Origin of the sequence: Corallococcus sp. AB018 (genome assembly GCF_003986945.1) — a bacterium.
In the GTDB taxonomy this organism is placed as follows: domain Bacteria; phylum Myxococcota; class Myxococcia; order Myxococcales; family Myxococcaceae; genus Corallococcus; species Corallococcus exiguus.
Map to the genome: position 1 here is coordinate 85,383 of NZ_RAWR01000004.1, position 21,930 is coordinate 107,312.

Here is a 21,930-nt window from a genome sequence, read left to right on the forward strand (position 1 = left end):
CGGATGCGGAACCTGCTCCTCGGAATGATGCTGGCCATGAGCCTTGGATTCGGGTCGACGGCGGTGGCGCGGCCAGCCCGGCAGCCCCACGCGGGTGAAATCGCGGCGGGCCTGAAGCGGCTCGGAGTGACGGGCAGTGTGCTCTATGTCGCGGCCCACCCGGACGACGAGAACACGCGCCTGCTCGCATGGCTGGTGGGAGAACGCGGCCTGCGCACGGGTTACCTGTCCGTGACGCGCGGGGATGGTGGGCAGAACCTCATCGGCACCGAGCAGGGCCCCCTGCTCGGCCTCATCCGCACGCATGAGTTGCTCGCCGCGCGGAGCGTGGACGGCGCGGAGCAGCTCTTCACGCGGGCGCGGGACTTCGGTTATTCGAAGAGCGCGGAAGAGACGCTGCGCATCTGGGGACATGAAGCGGTGCTGGCGGATGTGGTGCTCGCCATCCGGCGCTTCCAGCCGGACGTCATCATCACCCGCTTCACCACGGAGCCTCCGAACCACGGCCACCACACGGCCTCCGCGCTGCTGGCGGCGGAGGCCTTCATCGCCGCCGCCGACCCGAAGCGCTTTCCCGAGCAGTTGTCCGAGGTGAAGCCGTGGAAGGCGGACCGCCTGCTGCAGAACGCCTCCTCGTGGTCGTTCAAGCCCGATGAGGACCTGTCCCGCTACGTGAAGCTGGAGGTGGGCGGCTACGACGCGTTGCTCGGGCGTTCGTGGGGCGAGGTCGCCGCGGAGAGCCGCAGCCAGCACAAGAGCCAGGGCTTCGGCCAGGCCGCGGACCGGGGCCCCGCCGCCGAGTACTTCACGCCGCTGGCGGGGACGCTTCCGAAGCGCGAGGTGTTCGAGGGGCTCGACTTCTCCTGGAAGCGTTGGACGGGCTCGGAGGCGGTGGCCCGCGCGGTGGCCGCCGCGACGAAGGCGTTCGATGCGCGCGCCCCTCACCTTTCCCTGCCCGCGCTCGTCCGCGTCCACGAGGCGCTGACCGCGCTGCCGGACACCCACCCGTGGAAGGCGCCCAAGCTGCGTGAGGTGGAGGCGCTCATCGCCCACTGCGCGGGGCTGTTCCTGGAGGTGCGCGCCGCCGCGCCCACGGGCATCCCGGGGCTGCCCGTGGCGTTGGACGTGGTGGCGCTGAACCGCTCGCCCGCCGCCGTCGAGTGGGTGGGGCTGACACTGCCAGGCGGGAAACCCGAAGCCGTGGGGAAGGCGCTGGCCGCGAACGTGCCCCTGAAGCTGTCGCGCACGGTGACGCTGCCGGTGACGGCGCCCATCTCCACGCCCTACTGGCTCCGGGAGCCTGTCACCGGAGGGCTCTACACGCTCAAGGGCGAGGACCGCGCGCTCACCGGCCAGCCAGAGGGCGTTCCCGCGCTGTCGGTGGCGTTCGAGTACCAGGTCGCGGGCCGGCGCTTCCGCGCGGTGCGTCCGGTGGTCCACGCCTGGACGGACCCGGTGCGCGGCGAGCTCTACCGTGACTTCGAGGTCGTCCCGCCCGTCACCGCCACGCTGGCGCAGGACGTGCTCATGTTCCCCAACGGCGAGTCCCGTGCCGTGCCGGTGGAACTGGCCGCGGGGATGGACCAGGTGCCGGGCACGGTGCGGATGGTGGCGCCGCCCGGCTGGCGCGTGGAGCCCGCGTCGGTCGAGTTCAAGCTCGCGGCGCGCGGAGACGAGCGCACCGTCACCTTCCATGTCACACCGCCCCCGGGCTCGAAGCAGGAGGGAGTCCTCTCCGTGGAGGTCGACGTGGGAGGCCGCGCCTGGTCGTGGAGTGCCCGTCCCGTATCCCATCCCCACATCCCGCCGCTGACGGTGCGCCAGCCCTCCACGGCCACGGGGGTGCCGTTCTCCCTGGCCATGAAGGGCAAGCGCATTGGCTACATCCCCGGTCCGGGCGACCGCGTCGCGGAGAGCCTGAGCGCGGTGGGCTACGACGTGACGCTGCTCCCCGAGGAGCGGCTGGCCCGGGAGCCGCTGGAGCGCTTCGACGCCATCCTCGTGGGCGTGCGCGCCTTCAACGCCAACACGCACCTGGCCGTCCACCGGGAGCGGCTGCTCCAGTACGTGGAAGGCGGCGGGCGGCTGGTGGTGCAGTACAACACCAACAGCCGCGTGGGGCCGCTCACGTCCTTCGTCGGGCCCTATCCGCTGGAGATTGGCCGCGACCGGGTGACGGATGAGACGGCGGTGATGACGCCGCTGCGCGCCAATGAACCGCTGCTGCGCGCGCCCAATGCGCTGACGGCCGCGGACTTCGAGGGCTGGGTGCAGGAGCGTGGCCTCTACTTCGCGTCGTCGTGGGACGCCCGCTATCAGCCCGTGTTCGCCATGCACGATGCCGGCGAGGCGCCGCTCCAGGGCGCGCTGCTGGTCGCGCGTCATGGCAAGGGCACCTTCATCTACACGGGCCTCGCCTTCTTCCGTCAGCTCCCCGCCGGGGTTCCCGGCGCCTACCGCCTGTTGGCCAACATCCTCTCTCCATGAGCACCGCTCCCAACCTGACCCCTCCCGAGCCCGCCGCCGTCGCCCCCGTGCGCCGGCCCGAGCTCGATGACGCGCCGCCGCTGCTGGGCTCCTGGCGCAACATCTACATCCTGGTGCTGGGCGCCTTCGTGCTGTTCGTCGCCGTGTTCTGGGGACTCACCGAGGCGTACGCGTGACGGGGCTCGACTGGCTGGTCCTGGGCGGGACGATTGCGTTCATCGTGGTGTGGGGCCTCTGGAAGTCCCGGGGGCAGGCCACCAGCGACGAGTACATGCGTGGAGGCCGTGAGCTGCGGTGGCCCACCATTGGCCTGGCCGTCATGGCCACGCAGGCAAGCGCCGTCACCTTCCTCTCCGTCCCCGGGCAGGCCTACGAGGACGGGATGCGCTTCGTGCAGTTCTACTTCGGCCTGCCGATCGCGATGGTCATCATCAGCGCGGTCTTCGTGCCCATCTACTACCGGCTGAACGTCATCACCGCGTACGAGTACCTGGAGTCGCGATTCGACCTGAAGACGCGGCTCTTGGGCGCCTTCCTCTTCCTCATCCAGCGCGGGCTGGCCGCGGGCATCACCATCTACGCGCCGTCCATCATCCTCTCCACCATCCTCGGTTGGCCGCTGGAGCCCACGGTCATCGTCATGGGTGCGCTCGTCATCCTCTACACGGTGACGGGAGGCTCCAGGGCGGTGAGCCAGACGCAGAAGCAGCAGATGGTGGTGATGATGGGCGGCATGGTGGTGGCCGCCGCGGTCATCCTCTGGCGCCTGCCGGAGCACGTGTCGTTCGGCAAGGCGGTGGATGTCGCCGGCGCGTTCGGCCGGATGAACGTGGTGAGCTTCGACTTCGACATGCAGGACCGCTACAACTTCTGGTCCGGCATCACGGGAGGTCTGTTCCTGTCGCTGTCGTACTTCGGCACGGACCAGTCCCAGGTGGGCCGCTACCTGACGGGCCGCTCCATCTCCGAGAGCCGGCTGGGGCTGCTCTTCAACGGCGTGCTGAAGATCCCGATGCAGTTCTTCATCCTCTTCGTCGGGATTCTCGTCTTCGTCTTCTACCAGTTCAGCACGCCGCCGCTGCTCTTCAACGACGCGCTGCGCACCCGCGTGCAGGGCACGGCGCAGGCGGCCGAGTACGCCGACCTGGAAGCGAAGTGGGAGCAGGTCCAGTCCGGCAAGCGCGCGGAGGTGGAGCGCTACCTGTCGGCCGTCGAGTCGGGCGACGTGGCGGCCGGCGAGGCGTCACGGGCGCTGCTCCAGGGCGCACAGCGGCAGGCGAGCGAGGTCCGCAAGGAGGCCAAGGCCATGGTGGCGCGCGCGCTTCCGGGCGCGGAGACAAAGGACTCGGACTACATCTTCATCGCCTTCGTGAAGCGCTGGTTGCCCAGCGGCCTGTTCGGGTTGCTCATCGCCGTCATCCTGTCCGCGGCCATGAGCTCCATCTCCAGCGAGCTGGTGGCGTTGGGGACCACCACGACGGTGGACTTCTACCGGCGGGTGTTCCGGCCCGACGCCTCGGACCGGCATGTCCTGGTGGCGTCCAAGCTGTTCACCGTGTTCTGGGGGCTGGTCGCGGTGGCCTTCGCGACCTTCGCTTCGCTGCTGGACAACCTCATCCAGGCCATCAACATCCTGGGCTCCATCTTCTACGGCACGGTGCTGGGCCTCTTCCTGGTGGCCTTCTTCGTGAAGCACGTGCGCGGCCATGCCGTGTTCGCGGCGGCTGTCATCTCCCAGGCGACGGTGATTGCCCTCTTCTTCCTCTCCGACGTGGGCTACCTCTGGTTCAACGTCATCGGCTGTGCGCTGGTGATGGTGCTGAGCCTGGTGATGCAGGGCGTCCTGCCGCGCGGCGAGACGCCGGCACCGGCGCCGGGGACCTGAGGCTGGCGCTGGGCCTGGTCGCCGAGCCATGCCCGACCCGAACTCCCGGCGGAGGACCTCGCAGGCGAGAAGTTCTCCGAAGGCGACGAAGGGGAGGGCACCGGGGCGGTGTTTCCGCGGCGGTCACCCAGTGCAAGCGCGCGTGCAACAGCAACTGCAAGGGCGCCAGGAACAAGTCGAAGTGTGTGGGCGAGTGCCGCCGTGCCTGCGACTGAGTGCTACGGAATGCGCCCCCTTCGTTACTCCATCAACGTCACCCTGGACGGATGCTGCGATGGAGGGCATCAGCCAGTCTTCGGTGGCGGACCCGGAGTTGCTGACGTGGCGCGAGCGCGCGCGGGACGCCGTCCTGCCGGAGCTGCCTCGCCAACCTCCAGGTGCATTCGCAGCCAGTGTGCCAGCGCTTCTGCCTTCTCCTCGCTGGGGAAGCTGGCGACGGGTTCCCCAGGCCCGTCTCCAACACGGCCTCCGAGGGCTGACCGGGACGGGGATACACGGGGAGGGTGGCCCCCACGGGATAGCGCGCCACCAGCGCCTCCGGCTCCACCCTGTTGAAGGAGGCGAAGCGGACCTTGCCGCCCTCATGGGGCTGCCCCATGCATTCACGAGGAATGGGGGAGCGCCGAACCGACCTCAGGCGCACCTCCCGAGGTCGTTCGAGAGTCATGGGCGCGGGTTCAGGGCTTGACGCTCCACGTGTTGTCGTCTTGCAGTGTCGCAGTGAGTGAGTAGACATTGTCCGGGTAGACGACCGGAGCCGTCTGGGTGACGGTCTGGATGTCCAGCACCGTCCCCACTTTCTGGTCAACCCCGGCCGCAACCCAATACGAGGGCGTGGGCGTAAAGACATGCTTGAGGTTGGTGCCGGCCTGGGTCGCGAACGTCCCGGCATCCCCCATTCCGATGCCCACCGAGAACTGGGAGTTGGGGACGTCAGACTGATCGTAGATGGTCAAGGTCCCGAGGCCGCCGCCGGCCTTCGCCGGAGTCAGGTTCGGGCCAGGCGTCACCGAAAACTCGGTCGTGTCCCCGACTGAGGGATCCGCATCGATTGACATCCCTGCCACGAACGGCACGCCGGGCTGCAGGACACCCGTCTGTCCCCAGAGGAAGGTGTAGTTGATCGTCCACTTGAAGGTGATCTGTGCTTTCGGCACGATCATGTACGGGCTGGCGAGCCACGCCAGCGAGAAGATGTCGTTCGTCTGCTCCGGAAACGTCTGATACACATAGAAAATCCACGGCTCGGCGGATTGATTCACCATGGTGAGGGAGTAGGTCGTGCCGTCGGCGGCCGAATTCACAGCCCCCGCCTCGAAGCCATAGGGATTGTCTCTTCCACGCGCCTGTGTATCCACCTTGGCAACGTAAGCGCTCTCATCTTGCGGGAGCGTCATCTCGGGCGACACGTCCATGGCAAACATCATGGGTTTCTCTCCGGTGGGGGGACTGCTGTTGGTGGGTGTGTCTGAACAGGATGTTCAAGGGGGTTGAGCGTGGGCTCGGGCGTCCCCTTGAGCACGCGTCGTGCCAGCCCACGCTGACGCGGTGACGGCAGTGACAGCCGTGGCGGTGGTGGCGCTGTCGCGTGCGCGCGCCTGTCCTGGACATGTCCGGACATGTCCGGACGCGGGCGGCTTCAGCCTCGTCAGGGGGCGTGTCGCGGAACCGGGGCGGGCGCGCAGACGCGGAGGCCGATGCGGATGTCCCTCGACGAGGGCTCGTTGGGCATGCGCGAATTGGAGCGGTTGGAGATCCGGTCGTAGTACCAGGACCCGCCGCGGGCCACCGCCTCTCCGGGCTCGCGGACCGACCGCACCCATTCGATGACGTTGCCGGCCAGGTCCATCACCCCGAAGGGGCTGGCGGAAGCAGGGTGAGCCCCCACCTCGTCTGGACCGAAGCCCAGCGGTTGCCGGCCATAGGTCTCATCGAAGTTCGCGTCGTCCGGCGCGAGCAGGTCGCCCATGGGGAACAGGCGGGCGTCCGCGCCACGCGCCGCGCGCTCCCACTCGTATTCGGAACACAGCCGGGCTCCCGGAACGCGCCCGGAGCGGTCCAGCCATGCGAGGTACGCCCGTGCGTCCTCCAGCGAGATGGCCGAGATGGGAAAGCGCAACCAGTCCTGCACGGCCCTGTGGGCGCGGCCCGGGTAACGGATGGGCTCGCCGCTGCTCGCGTAGAGGGGGTGCTGCGTGGGCTGCAGCATGAGCCGCCAGCCCGCCTTCTCCCGGGTGAGCGCCAGCGCGCCGGCCGTGGAACGCACGCCGGGCGTCCGTCGCCTCCGCTCGTCCGGTGTCAGCGCCTCAAGGAACGCGAGCCACTCGGCGAACGTCACCTCATGGCGGGCGATGAGGTACCCCCCGGTCGTCACCTGCCGGAGCGGGGGCGCCTGGAGGAACTCGCGCCGCAGGGCCTCGTCGTCGCTGCTTCCGAAGAGGAAACGGCCCGGCGGGATGTAGACGAAGCCCTCCGGGACGTCTGCCGCCCGCGGCAGGGGGATGCGCGCCCGCAGGTTCTCTCCCGAGGAGAGCACCACCGGCAGGACCGCGCGCGTCAGGCCCGGCGCATGGAAGGTGAGGACATAGGACCCCGGGCCCGTGGCGAGGGCGTGCGACGCGATGGGCGTCGGGCCCAGGGAGATGCCTTCTGACAGCCTGGGCGCTCCGGGCACGCCCGTGTCGTGCTGGAGCAGCACCTCCGCGCCCGGCGGCTCCGTGGTGAGGTCCAGGACCGGCGGTGCGAGGAGCTGGCGTTGGCCGGTGCCGTCGTCATCGAGGCTCGCCAGCCTGCGCAGGGCTTCTCGTCGCTGTCCGGGACGGAAGAACCACTCCGCCAGCTCCATGCGCCGGATCAGGACCTCCGCGAGCAGTCCGCGGGCCTCCCGCCGCGAGCCGTCCAGCAGCAGGGCGGTGTCGAGCGCCTGCGTGGCGCGCTGGTAGGCCTCGTCCGCGCGGCCATCGCTCTTTCGTGCCTCGGCCCAGGTCTCCTCCGGCGGCCCTCCCTCTGCCACGGCCGGAGCACCGGTGAGGGCGCGCTCCCCTCGCGCGTCCCATGTCTGGAAGGCGTCCGCGCGCGAGGCCTTCGCCGCGGAGTGGTGGGCCCGGGCTTCGGTGATGGACGCCCGGGCTTCATCCAGGTGCTCCTGCACCGTGCGCTCCAGTGCGTGGCGGCCCTTCAGCCAGGCCGTCCCCCCCGCCACCATCGCGGTGAGGGGCAGGGCCAGCGCCAGACCCAGGCGCCGCGCGAAGGTGCGCCGGAGCGCCCGCCGCGAGGCCTTGAGGAATGCAGCTTCCCGCCGCGTCAGCGCGAGGTTGCCGGCCGCGGTCACCGCCGCGTCGAGCTCACGCCGGCTCCACAGCGCCGAGGCGGGGCGGTCCGCGCGCTCCCAGCCGGCCGCGGCGAGCCTCACCCGTTCGAGCACCTGCCGCTCCTGGTGGGCCGCTTCAAGCCATCCGCGCAGGGTGGACCAGCCCGCGAGCAGGGCTTCGTGCGCCACCTCGTGGACGTGCGACTCGCCGTCCTGCCGGACCACGACGAGCCGCGCCCGGACCAGGGCCTCCAGCGCGATGCGATTCGCGGAGGTCTCCGCACCGAGCTCCCCGGTGGTCCGCCGGACCCGGGCGCCTTCCGGGCTGATGAGTCGCAAGAGCAGGCCGCGAGCCGCCAGGCGCGCATCGGGGGCCAGCGCCGCCAGCGCTCCGTCCGCGTGACGTCCCAGGGCCCCGGCCACGCCCCCGAGCGCCTCCAGCGACGCCTCCCGGATGTGCTGTGTCACCCGGTCGCGGGCATCCCACAGTTCGGCGAGCGTGAACTGGAGGATGGGCAGTCCTCCCGGGGCGTGGGCGGAGGACGCCACGAGCGTGTCCACCAGGGCCTCCGTCTCGAACGCGACGCCCGTCACGCGCGCCGGACCGACCACGGCCTCGCGCGTCCCTTCCGGGCCCAGCGGCTTGACGAGGAAGAGGGCGCGCGCCACTTCATCCTCCAGCCCCGGCAGCGCCGCCAGACGCGTGAAGTAGTCCCCTCGCACCGTGGCCAGCGTGCGCACCCCCCGGGCCAGGATGGCCAGGTGCCCGAGCACCTGCGTGAAGGCGGACGCCTCGTCCGGCTCGCTCTGGGTGAACAGCTCCTCGAGCTGATCAATGAACAGCAGGGTGCCCCGCATGGGCCCGGCGGCGCGCAGGGTCCGTGCCATCGCCGCGGGCTCACGCCGCACCTGGGCGGCCAGCGTCTCCTCGGACAGGCCGAGCCGGCTCGCCACCGCGGCGACCAACGCCGTGAGGGGCCGGCGCCCGGGCATGAGCGACAGCACGGTGTAGGCACAGCCGTCCTCGAGCCCCGCTTGCGTGACGAGCGGCGCCACTCCCGCCCGGCACAACGAGGACTTGCCCACGCCCGAGTCCCCCGCGACGAGCACCAGCGCCTGGGCGCGAAGCCGCTCATGGATGGCGCGGATCTCCGCTCCGCGTCCAAAGAAGAACCCCCGGTGCTCCGCCTCGAAGGCCTGGAGCCCGCGATAGGGATTGCCAGGGGGGACCGGCACCGGGGCGCCGTCCTCCTTCAGGCGTTCGAGCTCTGTGCACAGTGTGTCGGCGGAGGCGAAGCGCCGTGCCGGATCGTATTCCAGACACCGGAGGATGATGGCGCGCAGGCGGACGCCGAGCCCGCTTCCGGAGGGCTCCGGCTCCGGGTTGGGTGCGCGCGCTTCGGGGGCCCTGGGTTCGTCCACCGATCCGCTCGCGGTGAGCTCGTCGAAGGGGCGTTGGCCCGCCAGCAGCTCATGAAGCACCATGCCCAGGCCATAGACGTCTCCCCGCGGGCCGGGCGGTTCGCCACGCAAGACCTCCGGCGCCATGTACCCGCGCGTGCCTGCGATTGGGACGGTGAGCCGGGCCGCGGGCGCGGCGTCCCCCGGAGCCGCCGTCCAGGAGAGGGCGAGCCCGAAGTCGACGAGCTTCACCTCGCCATCTGGGAGCACCATGACGTTGTCTGGTTTGACGTCGCGGTGGAGCACCTGCGCGCGGTGGGCGGCGGCCAGTCCCCGTCCCAGTCCCAGCGCGATGGCCAGGACCCGCTCCGGGGGGAGCGGCGTGGACAGGCTCCCCAGGGAGTCACCGGGGAGGAACTCCTGCACCAGATAGGGGTGGGAGCCCACTTCCGAGACCCGGTACACCGTCACCACGTTCGGATGGCGGAGGCGGGCGAGCGCCCGGGCCTCGGCGAAGAGCCGGTCGCGCTGGCCCGGGCCGGACCGCTCCGCGCCAATGAACTTGATGGCGACCCTCCGCTGGAGTGCCGTGTCTTCAGCCAGGTAGACGCGGCCCATTCCCCCCTGGCCCAGCAGGCGGATGAGGCGGTACTCGTCGAACGCTGGGGGAGGCTCCCAGCCCTCCGGGCCGGAGGCGCTCAAGGCATTGGAGGAAACGCGCAGTTCCCACCCTCACAGGTTTTCGGCCCGAGGGGATCCCCGCCGCACGCGGGACAACGGGTGCGGAGCCCGCCCCCCGACCCATCGTCCGTGACGCAGTACTCGTTCTTCCAGGTCTGGGTCAGCAACAGGAAGGGCACGCCCCCATCGAAGTACTCCCTCAAGGGGGTCCCCGCCTTGCCGGGCTGCTGGCAGTCGTAGCTCGCCTTCAGGTGCGCTCCTGGCGCCCCGTGGATGCTCGAGAGGGGGGCGGGGGCGTAACGCGGCCGCAGACAACTTCCCCCGCCTGGCATCACCCCGAAGGGCAGGGCGCCTTGCTCGTTCCAGGCGGCCTCGAAGAGCAGCGGCGGGAGCCCTCCGCCGTCGAAGGTGTCCTGGGTCTGGATGCCATGGCCGTCGACGAAGTCGACGTAGGTGCCCTGGCACGTGAAGGGCTCGCCGTCACCGTTGTAGTCGGCGCGCGCGGCCCGCACACACGCCTGGAACAGCCGCGCGAGCGGGGGGCCTCCCTCCCACTCCTGATCCGGGAGGTAGCCCCAGTGCGCGCAGACGCCGACCGCGCCCGTCGTGCAGCTCGCCGTGAAACAGGGCGCGTCGCCGCCTCCGTCGTTGAAGCCTCCATCCGGCATCCAGCAGCCGGGGATGATCACGGCCTTCCCTTGATAGAAGTCGCCCGCGTCCGGTGAGCATTCATTGGGGTTCTGCGTGCGATAGCCCTTGCCGGCGCAGACGTTGCGGTTCAGGGCGACATCGGTCACGGTATAGAGCTTGAGCCTGGCGCCCGCGTCTTGAAGGACCGCGGGCAGGCACGGGTCCACTGGCGGAATCTCGGTGATTCGATAGGGCCGCTCATCGCTTCCCGTCCAGATGCCGACGACACCGTCGAACCGTCTCCGGAAGAAGACGCTGCCGCCATCGACTCCAGTCCAGCCGGTAGGGCTGGGCGCCTGGGGGTTGACGTGATCCGGTTGGAGGGGCGTGGCCGGGCGGGAGGCCTGGGCCCGCGGCCCGGAGGCGATGGGCACGGCACAGTCCTGGCCGCTCAGCGCCGCCATCAAGGCCATCATCGACAGGGGAAGCAGAGAACGCATGGGACCCTCTGGGAAGTCTCAACCGAGGCGCGGCGGGGGGGCGCGGTAGTGGTCCAGCTCGAGTCCGAAGTCCTCGATCCACCGATACACCTGCTGCCGCGAGCACCCGAGGTGCCGGGCGACCTCCGCGACCTTTCCCTGGTGCGCGCGCAGGTGGGTCTCCAACTCCTGGGGGGTGGCTTCGATGGCGCGCGCCGGACGCGGAGCAGGAGGCTGGGAGGACCCCTCCTCCGCTGACGTCGGCGCGGGAGTCCTGGCCGTCAGCATCCGTCGCTCCGCCTTCAGCTCGTGCTCCACCTGCATCCCCAGTTTCAGCGGTCCTCCGTCCGAAGCGATGACCGCGATGGAGAGCACGTTGAGCAGGCCCCGCACGTTGAGCGGCCAGTCATGCAGGAGCAGTGCCTCGGCGAGGCCCACGTCGATGGGCCGGGCTTCGGCCTTCATGCGGCCGAGGAGGTGGCGCGCGAGCGGCGCGATGTCCTCGCGGCGCTCGCGCAAGGGGGGCATCACGAGGCGCCACTGGACGAGCCTCGCGTAGAGGTCCGCGCGGAAGGCGGCCTCGTTCACCTGGGAGACGAGGTCCCGGTGGGTGGCCGCGAGCACCCGCACGTCGATGGGGAGCTCCTGCGTTCCTCCCAGGGCGCGGACCTGCCGCGTCTCCAGCACGCGGAGCAGCTTGACCTGGAGCATGGGCGGCATCTCCCCCAACTCGTCCAGGAACAGCGTGCCTCCATGCGCCTCGCGCAGAAGCCCGTCCCGGGAAGCCGCCGCGCCAGTGAACGCGCCGCGCACATGCCCGAACAGCTCGCTGTCCAGCACGCTCTCCGCGACGCCACCGCAGTTGAGCGCGATGAAGGGCCCCGCGCGGCCGCTCAGCACATGGAGCGCGCGCGCCACGACCTCCTTGCCCGTCCCGGTTTCGCCCAGGATGAGCACCGACTGCTCATACCGCGCCGCCCGCTCCAGGTCGCGGTGGAGGCGCGTCAGCGCCGCGCTCCTGCCCACCAGTCCGTCGATACGCTGTTCGTCATTCGGGGCCTCGGAGGCCTCGGCGAAGACAAACAGCGTGTCCCCCATTCGAAGGACATCCCCCCACGCGAGGGGGGCGCGTCCCGTGAGCTGTCGTCCATTGAGACGGGTTCCATTGTGGCTTCCCAGGTCTTCGACGAACCAGCTCCCCTCGACGCGTTCGATGCGCGCATGGCCACGGGAGAGCCGGGCGTCGTCCAGGGCGACCCGGGAGAAGAGTGGTGCGCCACGCCCCAGGAGCGTCGAGCCGTTTGCAAGCCCATGCCGCTCATCCCCGATGAACGCGTTCCGCGTATAGGCAAGGACGAGCGCCGCCGCTCCAGTTCCGCCTTCAGCAGAGGGCGCGTGCTCGGCGCTGAGGGTGTCGTCGGTCATCTTGGCCGCCACCCATCATATTGCAAGGAGAAGGAATCCGGGAAAACCTGCGCATGCTGTATTCTCCCGTCGGAAAAATCGGGTCCAGTACTACGCGTGCGTCAGCGAACGCGTCAGTGCATGCACGCTACTGAGAGGGAGCTGCCCATGTTGGGTTCATCTCGCTCCGTATTCTTTGGCGCCACTGCCGCGCGGACCGGACACTTCGAGGGAACGGGGCCGCTCGTGGTCAAGCGATCCCGCTGGACGGCCATCCGCTGGAGCGTCTCGTGCGGCTCCGAGGCGACCTCCTCGCCAAGGGTTGTCGACGACGACGTCTACGTGGGAACGCGGCGCGGTGGGGTGGTTGCCGTCGACGCGCGCCCTCGCCTGCGGCAAGGAGCGTGGGTCCCATGAGGCGGGCGCTCCCCACGGCGCGCCGCCCGCCTCATGGGACCCACTGGATTCCCGGGTGAGGGATTGACTCCCGGTGCCTGCGCCAGAGGCAGGTTTTGAGAGGGGCTGACGTGTCAGCCATTCGTTTTGACGTGTCGGTTATTGCCAGAATGGCGTCGCCCCTGCGTATGACTACCGATGCAATCGCAGCAGGTAGTCTGATTGCGGCCAACCTGGAGTCTCGACGAACCGGTGCGGTACTGTGGTTGGGTTTCCGCCAGGGGGCAGCACCGCGGAAGCATTGACTCGAGTGAAGCACGCGAATGTCAGGGGGATGTTGCTTCATGTCAGGCGTGAAGGCGCAAACCACTCGGGAAGCGGTGCATGCCCCGTCCACATCGTCCGTGGGCCCTCGCTTCGATTCGCGGCAGGACCTGGAGTCCGAGCGGGCGAAGGTGCGGGACATCCTCGCCACCGGGCAGACCCTGGCGCCCGCCACGCGCCACTCGATGGAGTCCGCCTTCGGCACGGGCTTTGGCGACGTGCGCGTGCACACCTCACCCGAGGCGGGGGCCGCGGCGCGGGCGCTCGGTGCACGGGCCTTCGCGGTGGGGACGGACATCGTCTTCGGCGCGGGGAACTACCTCCCCGGTGTTCCTGCGGGAGAGCGCCTCATCGCGCATGAGCTGGCGCATGTGGTGCAGCAGCGCTCGGCCGGCGTGAGCGGGCTGGCGGCCTTTCCGGAGTCCGTGTCCACGCCCTCGCACCCGGCCGAGGTGGAGGCGGAGCGGGCCGCCTCGCTCGCGGTGCGCGGCATGCCGGTTCCCCGGCTCACGCCCAGCGCCGGCGCGGTGATGCGCGACGTGAGCATGAACCTGGACGCCGGGCCGGAAGCGGACGTCGTGCCCGTGCGTCCCACTGCGCGCACCAACAGGCAGATGGTGGCGGAGGGGCGGGAAGCCGTCTCCAATGCGCTGGACCCGACGCAGCGCCATCTGGTGGCGGACCTGACGCACCTCATCGTCTCCGGGCAGGACATCCTCTGGCTCGATGCGAACGGGAAGCGCAAGGGCACGTTCGCCATGCGACCGGACGCGGTCATCTGGGCGACGGGGTACTACCTGGCCATGGAGTCGGCGCTGGTGCGCCTGGTCGAGCAGAAGAACGAGCGTTGGTGGGCGCCCTGGTCCTTCGAGAAGGACGAGACGGCCTTCCTGACCCACTGGCTCCAACCGGCGGAGGCGAAGCGCTTCCAGGCGGCGGTCGCCTCGGTGGGGTCGTTGGTGGCGCTGGTGGGCATTCCCGAGACGAAGCCCGCGGACGACTCGAGTGCGGGGGATGTCGCGACCGCCGAGCGGCTCGTCTCGAAGGTGCGCGAGCGCATCGCCCGGAGCGTCGCCACGAAGGAGGGGGACGAGGAGACTTCCTCTCCTGGCGGAGAAGGGAAGGGCGTTCCGGATCGGTTGGTGGTGTGGTCCGACGAGCGTGGCCCCTTCGTCAACGTCTGGGCGGACGGGGTCTGCAAGGCCCTGCCCGTGTCGGACGGCGAGACGGAGGAAGCGCTCCAGTCGCGCGTGGAAGAGGCCACCGAGGAGCTGCGCGAGTCCCGCGACGCGGCCAACAGCACGCAGGTCGCGAAGGGGGCGAAGCAGACGGGATTCACGGGCAAGGACGGCCAGTTCGTGGGGGGCGCATTGCCCGCGGACGTGCCTCGGCTGGCGGGCGCCCGGAATGTCGCCAACACGCTGCCGTACCCCTCGAAGATCGTGAATTACGGCCAGGAGATCACCGTCACCGGCTCGAGCAGCCGCTTCGAGATGACGCTGGATTACGCGTCCGCGGGCTCGACGACCCTGGACCAGGTGGGCGCGCGGATGCAGCCCATCACGTACTTCTGGGACATCTTCGACGTCACGGACATGCAGCCCGAGAGCCGGGGCGACATGCGGAACGCGGCCCTGAGCTCCGACAACCAGCTGTCGCGCACGGATGCCATCGCTCGCGACTTCGGGCGGAAGATGGACGACATCGCGGAGGACTCGGCGGCGGACGTGGATGACGCCACGTCCGGTTCGGCGCTGTCCGTGGTGGCCACCTGGCCCGCGCGCTCCGCGTGGTTGGGGGTGGTGGGGCTGAGCAACGTGGTGCGCTTCGGGAAGGCGAGCATCAGCAGCTACATCGACCTGGTCACCACGCCTCGGAGCGAGCAGGGCGTGGGGTGGGACCACGAGGGCGAGTTCCTCGTCCGCTGCGTCGCTTCGCCCCAGTTCGACGACGACTCGCCCGTCCGTCGTGCCTCCAGCGTGGCCGCGGTCGTCGTCAAGGTGATGGACGTGAACCGGCGCGCGACGCAGGTGAACGACCAGAACCTCGCGAAGCTCCGGCGACTGGAGGCGCTGCGCGACCAGGCCACGGGGGAGGAGCGCGACGGGCTCGACGCCCAGATTGTGGCCCTGCGACGGGTGGAGACCGCCAGCGTGGCGGAGCTGGGCGGCGATGCGCGCACGGCGCTCGACGAGCGCATCGCGGTGGCGAACCAGCTCGCCGCGGATCGCAAGGGGAGCGTCGCCAGGGACTCGCGTACACCGGCGACGCGATTGCTGGATGCGCAGCTCGAGCTGCAGGGCATCCCGCTGGAGGAGTACCAGCAGCAGCTCGCCCAGCAGAAGGAGCAGTTGGGCCAGCGGCTCCAGCTCATCGGCAAGGTGGGCGCGCGCATCCCGGGGGCCAACTTCCGGCCGGCCGTGACGCTGGTCTCCGAGGAGAACGGTCAGGCCCACGAGCTCGTCATGATGCTGGGCGAGGCGGAGGGCTCGCGCGAGGGAGCGCGTCACTACCTGCTGGCGGACGTCACGGCGCCCTCTCCGAAGGACCGCTACGTCTTCGAGGGGCGCAGCGGTCAGGCGGGGACGAAGGGCCATGCGGAGGCGGTGCGCAAGGCGTTCGTCGACTTCCGGGAGAACAACGGCTACGGGCGCGGCACGCTGGCCCTCCGGTTGCCGAAGGCGCTGGAGGACGCGGCGGGCGGCCCCTTGGGGCTGGAGCCTCGCATGCGCAGCGCCCCGGGCACGCGCGGCCGGGTGATGCAGCGCCTGACGGACCTGGCCACCGTGGCGGAGATCGCGGGCCTGTTCCTCACCGGCCCCGCGGGCCTGGCGGTCGGACTGGTCGGCGGCGTGGCGGGGGCCATCGTCGCGGTGGACAGCCTGTCCCGGCGGCACTCGGCGGGCGCGCTCAAGTGGGACTTCCAGACCCTCATGGACGTCTCGGCCATCGTCGGCGGCGTGGCGGGGGTGGCGGCTCCCGCGCTGTCGGCACTGCGCAACGCGCCCCGCTGGGCGAAGCGCGTGGAGCGGCTGCAGGGACTCCTCCACATCTACGGCGTCACCCAGCTCGGCGCGACGGTCATCATCATTCCGTACCAACTCGAGATGGAGCTGGCGGAGTTGGAGAAGTTGCAGGGGCAGCTCAGTCCGGGCCAGCTGGCGGCGCGGCGGGCGGAGGCCATCCTCGGCGCGGTCCGTTCAGGGTTGATGACGGCGGGCTCGGCGGTGCAGATGCTCCACCCGTCCGACGCGGGCAGCTCGCCTCGTGCCGCGGACTCCGAGGACGGTCTCTCCACGCGACCGGCGGAGGGGGAGCCTCGGGTCTCCACGCCGGACGAGGTCCTGGAGCCGGTCTCACGTGAGGCACATGAGGCCCGTGCGCCCGGCGACGAAGGGCCGCTGCCCGTGGATGCCGCGGGGCCGACGGCGCGGCAGCCCGCGAAGAGCGAACGCGTCACGGCGCTGGAGCTCGAGCTGGGTGACCTCCAGGGCAAGGTGGCCGTGGTGGAGCTGGGGCCCCCGGAGTTGAAGGGGCGCTCCACGCGGGTTCGCTACCGCAAGGGCCGGGTCCAGATCGAAGTGGGACCCGAAGCGGGGCCTCACCAGATCCGCACGCATGTGGAGACGGCGCGGCTCCTGCGCCGCTACGAGGGGCCCATCGGCCACATCCGTCAGTTGCTGAGCCGGCTCGTCCAGGCCCTCACGCGCATCCCCGGCTACGGCACGCTCGGCTTCGAGTCCCGGCTGGAGGTGCGCAAGCTGAACCGCATCATCAGCGAGCTGGAGTCCCTCCACGCGGGCATCGACGAACGCATCCAGAGGGTCGGAGACAAAGAGGACTCGGCGCTGGCCCGTGAGAAGGAGTCCGTCCAGCGGGACATCGCGGAGCTGGAGGTCCAGCTCGAACATTACGAGCGGCTCGTCGACTCCCTGGAGGCCGGGCGTGGCTATGTGGCCGCGGAGTACCATGCGGCGACCGCGACCACGCTCTCCACGGTGAAGGCGGAGCTGGCGACCCTCCGGACCGTGCTTGAGAAGGATGGGAATCTGTCGATCGTCACGAGGATCATCGACCAGGCGGCGCTCCTCCAGCACCAGGGCCGGATGACGGGGGTCGAGGCCTGGGTCCAGGACGCCGCGATACACAGCACGACGCCCCGGTTGCTGGAGCTTCGCCTGAGCGAACTCTCCGCGTCCGTGAAACAGGCGTCTTCGTCGCCCGCGGATCTCGTGACCCTGGTTCCGCCGGCCTCGGGGAGCACGGCACCGTTCACGACCTCCGTGACGACGGGCGGCGGGAAGGCCCGCAGGCAGATAGGGGACCGCGAGAAGGCCGCGCGCCAGTGGTTCTCGGGAGACGAAGTGGCCGCGTTCGACCTCTGGGCGGATCGTGAGGTGGGCCGCGGCCGCGATCTCGAGAAGTCCTTGGACACCAGTGGTGGGAAGGGATTGAAGGAATCCGTCGTGAGGGGCTTCGTCGATTCCGTGGCGGACTCAATGGCCCTGACGGAGCAGGCCCACCGGCATGTCGCCAACCTGGTGAGAGATCCTCTCCGTCCCAACCTGCCGCATGAACGTACTGAAAAGGGCGTCCGAATTATTTCGGGGACTGAGGAGGCCAGGATGAAAGATTTCGAGATCCAGCAAGCCTCCGAAATCCAGGCGCGCTCGAAGGAGACAGTCGTCCTCTTCGACAGCGACGCCGGGGGGAAATCCTTTCCGGGCATCGACGGCACCATCGGCTCACCGCCACGCGCCATGCAGCTCAAGTATCTCCCGTCGACCGCCGAGGACTCCGCCTCGCGAGGCCAGGCCATGAAAGCCCTGGTGAAGGCGCGAAATGCTGGATTCAACCATGTGGAGGTCTACATCAAGCCGGATGGCAAGGAGATGAAGGACGTCAAGGCCGGCTGGGGCGGCCCCTTGAAGTCGCACACGAAGGACCCCCGGCCGGTGGGGGACGTCTTCGAGAATCAGATCATCAAGCTCATCGAAATCCAATGTACCGATGGGGTACTTCGGGTCGAGTTCGTGAACGGAACGTACGTCTTCAGGACGACGCACGTCTTCAAGGAGCAGTGATGGCGGGACTCTTCATCAAAGCTTTTGCGCCGGGCGTGGGGACCGCCGAGGCCGCGGCCCGGCTCGCGGAGGCCCTGGCGAAGACTGGCAGGACCATCCACTCGCGGCAGTGGCGTCACGGGGCCGGGCCATCCTCCTCGAGCGGCCCCTGGCGGTTCTCCTGGCGGGTGATCCGCGCCACCGCGAGAGGCGGCACTGCGTTGACCCTCCAGGACGGGCCCTCCGAGCGCTGGGACCTCGACTTCTTCCGGGCGCTGTCCTCGGTGGTGGATGGCGTGGTGGTGGGCATGGACCTGTATGACTCCCTGTCTCGAGAGGGGCTCGCCAGCTTCTTCTCCGGGCGCACAATGGAGGTGGCCCTCGAGGAAGCCAGCAGTCCGCTCATCGCGCTGGGCGGTCCTTCGCTCCACCTGCTCCTCGGTGGCGCCTCCCTGGAGAGCGTGTACGAGGAGCGCTTCGGTAACTTCTGCAACTCCGTGGGCTCCCTCTTGCACGTGGGAGAAGTCCTCGAAGAGGGACACTGGGAGGTGTCGCCTCCCGCCACGGACTATGTGCTGGAGACCCTGCCACCCGAGAGCCTCCTGGTGTTGTCGAATGTCGAGGCGTCGGACTGGAGCGCCGTGGCCGGACGGCTCGCCCCGGGTGGACGGTGGCGCGCGGGACGGACACCGAGCACGAAGACTTCCTTCGTTGAGCTGCGTCACCCGGGCGTTTTCGACGAAGCACGCGTCATCGCCATCTCCAAGGCACTCGCATGTCCCGTCTCGGCCATCGAGTTGGTGTCGGGCGGTTCGCCCTTCCGGTGGGTCGAGGCGAACCAGGGGGACCTGGAGTCGTCGGGCGTGGGCGCGACCGGCATGGATTTCTTCAACGCGCTCGGCCGCGCCGTCTTCTTCCTGGGGGAGGGGCCCGGGCTGGTGTTCGGTCGTGGTTCCGGCGGGTGGCACGAAATCACCGGATGAATCCAGCTTGATTCAAACCCTGGCGCCAGGTCGAAAGACAGACCTCGACGGGGCTTGGGAAAATCGCCGCGAAATAGCCAAGGCATAAATGCCGGTACGTATAGTTGATGGTTTGGCGGGGGCGGTGAGAGTCACATGTCAGACCCCCCGGTTATAAGCCTCGTCGACACACGGACCCGGCGCCAGTCGCGCCGCTCGAATTGCGTCATGACCTGATGGGTCGGGCGTCTGATATTCATTTCAAGGAGAGGTGGCATGGCGACCTATCTGCATCCAGGTGTCTACCTGGAGGAGATTCCGAGCGGTGCAAAGCCTATCGAAGGAGTCGCCACGTCGCTGGCTGCCTTCGTGGGCGCGGCGACGCGGGGTCCTCTGGGCACACCGGTGCTGGTGCACAGTCTGGAGGAGTACGAGCGCACCTTCGGGGCCATCAGCAGTGAGCAGGATGTGATGGGTTTCGCGGCGCTGGCCTACTACCAGAACGGCGGCAAGGACGCGTATATCGCCCGCGTGGCGGACCCCACGGGGGCCGTGGCGGCCACCGCGACGCTGGACAACGCGGATGTGTCGCCGGACCCGGTGCTCAAGTTGAGCGCCACCAGCCCCGGAGCCTGGGGCAACGGCCTCCACCATCGCGTGGTGCGCTCGGCCTCCACGGCGGCGCCGACGTTCACGCTCGAAGTGGGCCACATGGAGCTGGTGGACGGGCTGCAACGCTTCAAGGCGGACCTGTCCTTCCCGAACCTGTCCATGAACGAGCGCTCACCGAGCTACGCGCTCTCGGTGGTCAACGGCGACTCCTCGCCGGTGCGGCTCGAGTTCGCCAACGGCACCGTGAAGGACCTGGCCGACTTCGGCAAGCTGACGGGCGCGGCGCTCCACGCGACGGCGGTTCCCGCCAACTACTTCACCACCTTCGGCCTCCCGGAGGAGCTGTCGTTCAGCATCAACCTGGACGCGCTGGGCACGCGCAACTTCACCGTCCAGAAGGCGCCCCTGGCGCTCGGGGGAACGGACGCGGCCGCGGACGCGGAGAAGGTGGCCGCCGCCATCCAGCAGGCGGTGCGAGGCATCTCCAGCACGGACGCGCCCTTCAAGGACTTCACCTGCACCTACGAAACGGCCACGCGCCAGTTCGTGCTCTCGTCGCCGAAGTCGTCGTACGCCTCCGTGGAGGTCTACGACACGGGCTCGGGCCCCACGCTCGCCAAGGCGATGAAGCTGGACCCGGCCTCCAGCCCCACCGCGGCACACGGCGCCGTGATGCTGACGCCCGCGTCGGTGGAGGCCAGCTCGACGGCGAAGCTCGCGGGCGGGGCGGCCAACGCGCCCCGCCCGGAGGACTTCCAGGCCGTCTTCGGTGGCGCGCTGAGGAAGATCCGCGACATCACCACGGTGGTGCTGCCGGGCAACTCGCTGCCGAGCACCGGCGCGGGCAACGGCGCCGTCGCCGCGGCGCTCGCGCACTGCGAGGAGATGCGCAACCGGGTGCTCATCGTCGACCCGGAGCCTGGCTTCGAGCTGACGTCGGCCTCGCGCGTGGACCAGCTCAAGCTGCCGACGTCCACCTATGCCGTCGCCTACTACCCCTGGGTGAAGGTGGCCAACCCCTTCTACAAGGCGGAGTCGCCGGGCACGAAGAGCCCCACGGTGAAGGTGGCGCCCTCGGCGTTCGCGGCGGGCATGTGGTCGCGCGTCGACGCGCGCCGGGGCGTGTGGAAGGCGCCCGCGGGCGTGGAGACGGGGCTGACGGGCGTGGCGGGCCTGGAGTTCGGTGTGGATGACGGCGTGCAGGACCAGCTCAACCCGCTGGGCGTCAACGCGCTGCGCGCGCTGCCGAACTTCGGCTCGGTCCTCTGGGGGGCGCGCACGCTGGCCACCAAGGTGGACCCGGAGTGGCGCTACGTGTCCGTGCGCCGCACGGCCATCCTCATCGAGCAGAGCGTCTACAACGGCATCCAGTGGGCGGTGTTCGAGCCCAATGACCACCGGTTGCACGCGGCGCTGCGCACCAACATCGGCTCGTTCATGGACGGCCTGTTCCGGGCCGGTGCCTTCCAGGGCGAGAAGGCCTCCGACGCGTACTTCGTCCGCTGCGGTCTGGGCGACACCATGACCCAGGGGGACATCGACCGGGGGCAGGTCATCGTCGTCGTCGGGTTCGCGCCGCTCAAGGCCGCCGAGTTCGTCATCGTCCGCATCCAGCAGAAGCTCCAGCAATAGGTCCACGACCGAGGTGATGAGACATGGCCGCACCAATGTTCACGGTGAACACGCACCGGCACGACCCGTACCGGACCTTCAAGTTCCAACTGCTCATCGACGGCCGTCCGGTGGCCGGGCTCAAGAAGATGGGCGCCCTGAAGAAGAAGACCGAGGCCATCAAGTGGCGCACGGGGGGGGACCCGTCGCACGAGCGCATCCTGCCGGGAGGCACCAGCTACGACCCCATCACCCTGGAGCAGGGGCTGACGCATGACCCCGTGTTCGAGGCCTGGGCCGCCCTGGTGAACAACGTCGAGGGTGACGCGGCGATGTCCTTGAAGAACTTCCGCAAGGACCTGGTGATCAACGTCCTCAACATGCAGGGGCAGGTGGCCATCTCCTACAAGATCCTCCGGGCCTGGGTGTCGGAGTACCAGGCGCTGCCGGACCTGGACTCGCAGGCGATGAACACGGTGGGCATCCAGACGCTCACGCTCCAGCACGAGGGCTGGCAGCGTGACACGAGCGTGCCCGAGCCCGCGGAGACCTGATGCTGCTGCAAGCGGACCACCTCGCCGGAGGCGTCCAGCGCGTCCATGACGGGCTTCTCGTGGAAGAAGCGGATGACCTCGCCCAGCAGGCGCAGGTCGTTCTCCCCCGCGCTCACCGTGTCCTCGGCGGC

At 69.6% G+C, this 21,930-nt stretch carries 12 protein-coding genes; 8 read left to right on the forward strand and 4 right to left on the reverse strand.

Annotation, left to right across the window (positions count from 1 at the left end):
* Positions 1 to 3: 3 nt before the first annotated feature.
* The 3 genes from D7Y11_RS01680 to D7Y11_RS01690 are packed head-to-tail and all read left to right on the forward strand — an operon-like array spanning position 4 to position 4,372.
* The gene (locus D7Y11_RS01680) at positions 4 to 2,487 is read left to right on the forward strand and encodes a PIG-L family deacetylase (protein ID WP_120575078.1); all 2,484 of its coding nucleotides are present in this window, start codon (positions 4 to 6) and stop codon (positions 2,485 to 2,487) included.
* Positions 2,484 to 2,663: a hypothetical protein gene (locus D7Y11_RS01685; RefSeq protein ID WP_120575079.1), complete on the forward strand. Its 180-nt coding sequence runs from the start codon at positions 2,484 to 2,486 to the stop codon at positions 2,661 to 2,663. The genes D7Y11_RS01680 and D7Y11_RS01685 overlap by 4 nt, the downstream gene beginning before the upstream one ends.
* Positions 2,660 to 4,372 (forward strand): sodium:solute symporter, encoded by a 1,713-nt coding sequence (locus D7Y11_RS01690; RefSeq protein WP_120575080.1) that lies wholly within the window; start codon positions 2,660 to 2,662, stop codon positions 4,370 to 4,372. Before D7Y11_RS01685 ends, D7Y11_RS01690 begins: the two co-directional genes overlap by 4 nt.
* A 677-nt stretch (positions 4,373 to 5,049) precedes the next feature.
* Here the strand turns inward: D7Y11_RS01690 and D7Y11_RS01695 are convergent.
* The 4 genes from D7Y11_RS01695 to D7Y11_RS01710 form a co-directional block, all read right to left on the reverse strand.
* The gene (locus tag D7Y11_RS01695; RefSeq protein ID WP_199733733.1) at positions 5,050 to 5,799 is read right to left on the reverse strand and encodes a hypothetical protein; all 750 of its coding nucleotides are present in this window, start codon (positions 5,797 to 5,799) and stop codon (positions 5,050 to 5,052) included.
* Positions 5,800 to 6,020: 221 nt separating this feature from the next.
* Entirely contained in the window at positions 6,021 to 9,785 is a 3,765-nt protein-coding gene (locus tag D7Y11_RS01700; RefSeq protein ID WP_126932860.1) for a bifunctional serine/threonine-protein kinase/formylglycine-generating enzyme family protein, read from the reverse strand.
* Positions 9,782 to 10,894 carry an ADYC domain-containing protein gene (locus tag D7Y11_RS01705; RefSeq protein ID WP_233607168.1) on the reverse strand — a complete coding sequence of 371 codons (1,113 nt, stop codon included), beginning with the start codon at positions 10,892 to 10,894 and terminating at the stop codon, positions 9,782 to 9,784. The genes D7Y11_RS01700 and D7Y11_RS01705 overlap by 4 nt, the downstream gene beginning before the upstream one ends.
* 18 nt (positions 10,895 to 10,912) lie before the next feature.
* A complete protein-coding gene (locus tag D7Y11_RS01710) occupies positions 10,913 to 12,298 on the reverse strand; it encodes a sigma 54-interacting transcriptional regulator (RefSeq protein WP_211487272.1) in 1,386 nt (461 codons plus the stop codon).
* Between the two features lie 147 nt (positions 12,299 to 12,445).
* Here D7Y11_RS01710 and D7Y11_RS01715 point away from each other — a divergent pair, with 147 nt between their 5' ends.
* The 5 genes from D7Y11_RS01715 (at position 12,446) to D7Y11_RS01735 (ending at position 21,799) form a co-directional block, all read left to right on the forward strand.
* Positions 12,446 to 12,694 (forward strand): PQQ-binding-like beta-propeller repeat protein, encoded by a 249-nt coding sequence (locus tag D7Y11_RS01715; RefSeq protein WP_233596695.1) that lies wholly within the window; start codon positions 12,446 to 12,448, stop codon positions 12,692 to 12,694.
* Positions 12,695 to 13,017: 323 nt separating this feature from the next.
* Positions 13,018 to 18,081 (forward strand): DUF4157 domain-containing protein, encoded by a 5,064-nt coding sequence (locus D7Y11_RS01720; RefSeq protein ID WP_158641881.1) that lies wholly within the window; start codon positions 13,018 to 13,020, stop codon positions 18,079 to 18,081.
* Positions 18,081 to 19,043, forward strand: coding sequence for a hypothetical protein (locus D7Y11_RS01725; protein WP_120575085.1), 963 nt, complete (start codon positions 18,081 to 18,083; stop codon positions 19,041 to 19,043). The genes D7Y11_RS01720 and D7Y11_RS01725 overlap by 1 nt, the downstream gene beginning before the upstream one ends.
* Positions 19,044 to 19,298: 255 nt before the next feature.
* Positions 19,299 to 21,266 (forward strand): phage tail sheath C-terminal domain-containing protein, encoded by a 1,968-nt coding sequence (locus D7Y11_RS01730; protein ID WP_126932863.1) that lies wholly within the window; start codon positions 19,299 to 19,301, stop codon positions 21,264 to 21,266.
* A gap of 23 nt (positions 21,267 to 21,289) precedes the next feature.
* Positions 21,290 to 21,799, forward strand: a complete 510-nt coding sequence (locus D7Y11_RS01735; protein WP_121754454.1) for a phage tail protein — start codon at positions 21,290 to 21,292, stop codon at positions 21,797 to 21,799.
* Positions 21,800 to 21,930 lie beyond the last annotated feature (131 nt).

Coding starts and splice junctions, on each gene's coding strand:
- D7Y11_RS01680 (WP_120575078.1), top strand. CDS start 4: ATGCGGAACCTGCTCCTCGGAATGATGCTGGCCATGAGCCTTGGATTC.
- D7Y11_RS01685 (WP_120575079.1), top strand. CDS start 2,484: ATGAGCACCGCTCCCAACCTGACCCCTCCCGAGCCCGCCGCCGTCGCC.
- D7Y11_RS01695 (WP_199733733.1), bottom strand. CDS start 5,799: ATGATGTTTGCCATGGACGTGTCGCCCGAGATGACGCTCCCGCAAGAT.
- D7Y11_RS01705 (WP_233607168.1), bottom strand. CDS start 10,894: ATGCGTTCTCTGCTTCCCCTGTCGATGATGGCCTTGATGGCGGCGCTG.
- D7Y11_RS01710 (WP_211487272.1), bottom strand. CDS start 12,298: ATGACCGACGACACCCTCAGCGCCGAGCACGCGCCCTCTGCTGAAGGC.
- D7Y11_RS01715 (WP_233596695.1), top strand. CDS start 12,446: ATGTTGGGTTCATCTCGCTCCGTATTCTTTGGCGCCACTGCCGCGCGG.
- D7Y11_RS01720 (WP_158641881.1), top strand. CDS start 13,018: ATGTCAGGCGTGAAGGCGCAAACCACTCGGGAAGCGGTGCATGCCCCG.
- D7Y11_RS01725 (WP_120575085.1), top strand. CDS start 18,081: ATGGCGGGACTCTTCATCAAAGCTTTTGCGCCGGGCGTGGGGACCGCC.
- D7Y11_RS01730 (WP_126932863.1), top strand. CDS start 19,299: ATGGCGACCTATCTGCATCCAGGTGTCTACCTGGAGGAGATTCCGAGC.
- D7Y11_RS01735 (WP_121754454.1), top strand. CDS start 21,290: ATGGCCGCACCAATGTTCACGGTGAACACGCACCGGCACGACCCGTAC.